The organism is Protofrankia sp. Cr1, from assembly GCF_963555865.1.
Taxonomy (GTDB): Bacteria; Actinomycetota; Actinomycetes; order Frankiales; family Frankiaceae; genus Protofrankia.
This window is the reverse complement of record NZ_CAUVXO010000507.1, coordinates 1-3702: the sequence shown is the minus strand read 5'-3', so window position 1 is coordinate 3702 and position 3702 is coordinate 1. Positions and strand designations below refer to the sequence as shown.

Genomic DNA, 3702 nt, shown 5'->3' with positions numbered 1-3702 from the left:
AGTTCGTGCAACGGCGCAATATGGACCTAACGTGTCATTGGAAGAACTTCTTGATCTTGGCCGAAGGTCCCGAAACCATCGTCCGTTCGGTCGGAAGGCGGTCACCTTTCATGATCGCGATGGCGGGATCCTGTTACGGACGCGGCGGACGCGGGCCGCGCTTCGGCCCTCCACCGAGAGCAGCGTGGATCACCTCCGCCACATGCGCCAGGTCCCGTCGCGGTCGGCGTTATCCAGTTGCGGGAGTGTCCCTTTCTCGTGTAGGTAGGGGCAATGCCGCGGGTTCGACGGTGACTGTCAGGCTCCGACCCGCGGCATCCCAGACCGTGACCGGGGCTCCGCAGCCCATCTCGAACGTACGTTCCGTTTTGAGCCACGACTGGTCACCGGAAGCCGGGAGCCTACTTGACCTACGGATCTGGAGCCCTTCGAGCTTCAGATTTGGAGGCATTCGAGCTACGGATCTGGAGGGCCAGCAGCTACGGATCCGGCGAGCTCGGGGGTTTAATCTTGGTCGCAGATCCTGAAATCGCCGTTCGTCCGGTCGGGGCACGGCTGTCGGCCAGGCACGATGCCCAGTGAAGCCCGAGCGGGCAGCATCGTCGAATGGCTCGAACGTGCGTTCCGTAACTGCCCCAGTCTGCTCGATGCCTCAATAGTGGTACCTGCATTGAGCCATGCGGATCTCGTCGCCGCTAACCTTGTAGATGAGTCGGTGCTCGTCGTTGATGCGCCGCGACCAGTAGCCCTGAAACCCGTGCTTCAGGGGCTCAGGCTTGCCGATGCCGTCGTTCCCGTTGCGGGCGATGTCCTGGATCAGGGTATTGATGCGCTTGAGTATCTTGCGGTCCTGGGTTTGCCACCATACGTAGTCTTGCCAGGCGTTCTCGTCCCAGACGAGCTTCACTCCGCAAGGTTCCGGACGACGCCGCCGCCGCTCTCGAGCCGGTCGATGGCGATCAGCAGTCGGCGCGCGTTCTCCGGGCTGCGAAGCAAGTATGCCGTCTCCTTGAGTGACTGGTAGTCATCCAAGGAGACGATCACCACCGGCTCGTGGCCGGCGCGGGTGATGACGACCTCTTCCCTGTCCTCCGCCACAGCCGTGAGAACTTCTGCGTACCGTGCACGTGACTCCGAGTAAGTCATTGTCCTCATGGCATCCTCCTCGTTTGTACGGAAAGTTGTACGTACAGAAAATTGTACGTCCAGAGGTGGGGATCGGCAAGGGTCCTTGGCGTACCGGCCCCCCGTCGAAGACTGACTCGGCTCGGCCAGCCGCCGGCCGACACCAAGCGGCCTGGCACCGAAGCGGCCTGGCACCGAAGCGGCAAGGGCATCATCCGAATCGAACATGCGTTCCGCACCTACCTGGCCCAACACTGCGACATTCACCGGTGAGACAGACTCCTGGACCGACGCCGCATCGGGCTACAAACTTTGTCCGCGGACATTAGAGCAACCCGCCGCTGGCTATTTGTCCAAGCGCGCTGGAGGGCCGCCGGACCCACCGCGCCAGCGTCTCCGTTTCTTCCTTCGACAAAATTAGCTCTGCTGTGGGTCGTCCTCGTCGCGCCATGACTTGATCATCGAGGACCGACCGCCAAATACAAGATCATAGAGGGTGTTTTAGAAACGAATTTCAGACGCAGGACACTAGTGATGGTTTTCGCGATCGATCTGATCCCAGAGCTCGTCCGCACTGGACGCGCACACGAGGAAGTGGAGCGCAGTCGCCCCGAAACCGTCGCGCTGTCGATCGCTTACAACCGGCGTACCAGAAATTCCGTGAAAGAAATCCGGGAGGCGGTGTCGGATCGGGGCGGAGGTGTTCGTTGTAGGGGTGAGCGGCCGCCCACGAGGGGTGCCCCCAAAGCACAGGAGATGATCCGAGATGCAGTACATGGTTTCCGTGATCTTTGACACGGCTGGCTTGGCCACCCCGGAGGAGCAGGCCGCGATCGACGTGTTCAACGACCGGCTTGTGGCCGAGGGCCACTGGGTCTTCGCCGGCGGCCTCGGGACGCCCAGCGCGGCCACTGTGATCGATAACCGGGGTGGGGAGGCGATGCTCACCGACGGGCCGTTCCTGGAGTCGAAGGAGTTCCTCGCCGGCTTCTGGATCATCGAGGCCGCGGACCTCGAGGTGGCGCTCAAGCTGGCCGCCGAGGGGTCGAAGGCCTGCAATCGGAAGGTCGAGGTGCGGCCGTTCCTGTGAACAGGGTCGACGTCCGGGAGGCGATCACCCGGGCCCACCACGAGGAGTGGGCCCGAGTGGTCGCCGCCCTGACCAGGCGTTTCGATGACCTCGACATCGCCGAGGAGGCGGCGGCCGAGGCGTTCGCGACCGCCGTCGAGCACTGGCCGGCCGACGGCGTGCCGCCCAACCCCGGCGCCTGGCTGACCACCACCGCCATCCGCAAGGCCATCGACCGGATCCGGCGCGAGAACAAGCGCGACGACAAGCAGACGGAGGCTCAGCTGTTGTACGACGACGACCCGCCCGAGCCTGTCGGCCCCATCGACGACGAGCGGCTCCGGCTGATCTTCGCCTGCTGTCACCCGGCGCTGGCGATGCAGACCCGCGTGGCGCTGACGCTGCGCATGGTCGGTGGTCTGACCGTGCCCGAGATCGCCCGTGGCTTCCTGGTACAGGAGGCCGCCATGGGGCAGCGGATCACCCGGGCGAAGGCGAAGATCAAGGTGGCTCGCATCCCTTATCGGGTGCCGTCCGAGCAGGATCTCCCGGCACGCATCTGCGGCGTGCTCGCCGTCCTGTTCCTCGTCTTCAACGAGGGCTACCTGGCGACCGGCCCCGATACCGATCCCGTACGTCACGACCTGACCGCCGAGGCGATCCGGCTTACTCGCCTGATCCGTGCCCTCATGCCGCAGGACGGTGAGGTGGCCGGGTTGCTGGCGCTGATGCTCCTGACCGAAGCCCGCCGTACGGCCCGGGTTTCGGGCAGCGGCGAACTGGTCACCCTCGACGAACAGGACCGCGGGGCCTGGGATGCGGCGCTGATCGCCGAGGGCCATCGGCTGGTGCGCGAGCGTCTGGCCGCCGGGGTAGCTCCGGGTCGTTACCAGATCCTCGCAGCGATCAACGCCGTGCACACCTCCGCCCGCGATGTACGCGACACCGACTGGTCGCAGGTCGTTGCCCTCTACGACCAGCTCGTCCGCCTCGACCCCTCGCCGATCGTCGCCCTCAACCGGGCCATCGCGGTCGCCGAGATAGACGGCCCGGAGGTGGCGCTGGCTGCTGTCGACCGTCTTGAGGACACGTTGGCCGGCTATCACGCCTACCATGCGACCCGCGCTGACCTGCTGCGCCGGCTGGGCCGCAGCCAGGAGTCGCGCGCGGCGTACGACAAAGCCATCAAACTGGCGGGCAACACCGCTGAGACCGCCTACCTGACACGCCGCCGGGACCAACTGGGGTAGTGCATTTCCGGTATCGGTGAACAGTCGAGAACGGTCGCCGCCAATGGGACCGGTCACCGCCGGGATGGAGCACTGCATCGGCTAGAGTTCCTGTTGTAGCCAAGTGAGTGAGCGATACGCGCCAGACATGAACTGGTGCGAGCGCTACGGCGGCCCAGAGGGGGCCACCGCGCGCGTCGTGGATGTTCGGCAATACCTGTGGAGTAAGAGCGTCAGTTCGGTAGACCCCGGATGGGAAGGTGGTTCCCGGTTACGCAT

4 protein-coding genes are annotated in these 3702 nt (G+C 64.8%); 2 read left to right on the top strand and 2 right to left on the bottom strand.

What is annotated here, in order from left to right:
- Positions 1-652: 652 nt before the first annotated feature.
- Positions 653-907, bottom strand: coding sequence for a Txe/YoeB family addiction module toxin (locus tag U9980_RS24715; protein WP_322749717.1), 255 nt, complete (start codon positions 905-907; stop codon positions 653-655).
- Complete coding sequence (locus U9980_RS24710; protein WP_322749718.1) at positions 904-1155, bottom strand: type II toxin-antitoxin system prevent-host-death family antitoxin; 252 nt, start codon at positions 1153-1155, stop codon at positions 904-906. Before U9980_RS24710 ends, U9980_RS24715 begins: the two co-directional genes overlap by 4 nt.
- Before the next feature lie 736 nt (positions 1156-1891).
- Between U9980_RS24710 and U9980_RS24705 the strand changes: the two genes are divergently transcribed.
- Together U9980_RS24705 and U9980_RS24700 are read left to right on the top strand one after the other, a co-directional pair.
- On the top strand, positions 1892-2215 hold the full coding sequence (locus U9980_RS24705; protein ID WP_322770121.1) for a YciI family protein: 324 nt from the start codon (positions 1892-1894) through the stop codon (positions 2213-2215).
- On the top strand, positions 2212-3444 hold the full coding sequence (locus U9980_RS24700; protein ID WP_322770120.1) for an RNA polymerase sigma factor: 1233 nt from the start codon (positions 2212-2214) through the stop codon (positions 3442-3444). The genes U9980_RS24705 and U9980_RS24700 overlap by 4 nt, the downstream gene beginning before the upstream one ends.
- The last annotated feature ends 258 nt before the right edge of the window (positions 3445-3702 follow it).

Excerpts from the sequence above, each read along its gene's own strand:
- U9980_RS24705 (WP_322770121.1), top strand. The coding sequence starts at position 1,892 with ATGCAGTACATGGTTTCCGTGATCTTTGACACGGCTGGCTTGGCCACC.
- U9980_RS24710 (WP_322749718.1), bottom strand. The coding sequence starts at position 1,155 with ATGAGGACAATGACTTACTCGGAGTCACGTGCACGGTACGCAGAAGTT.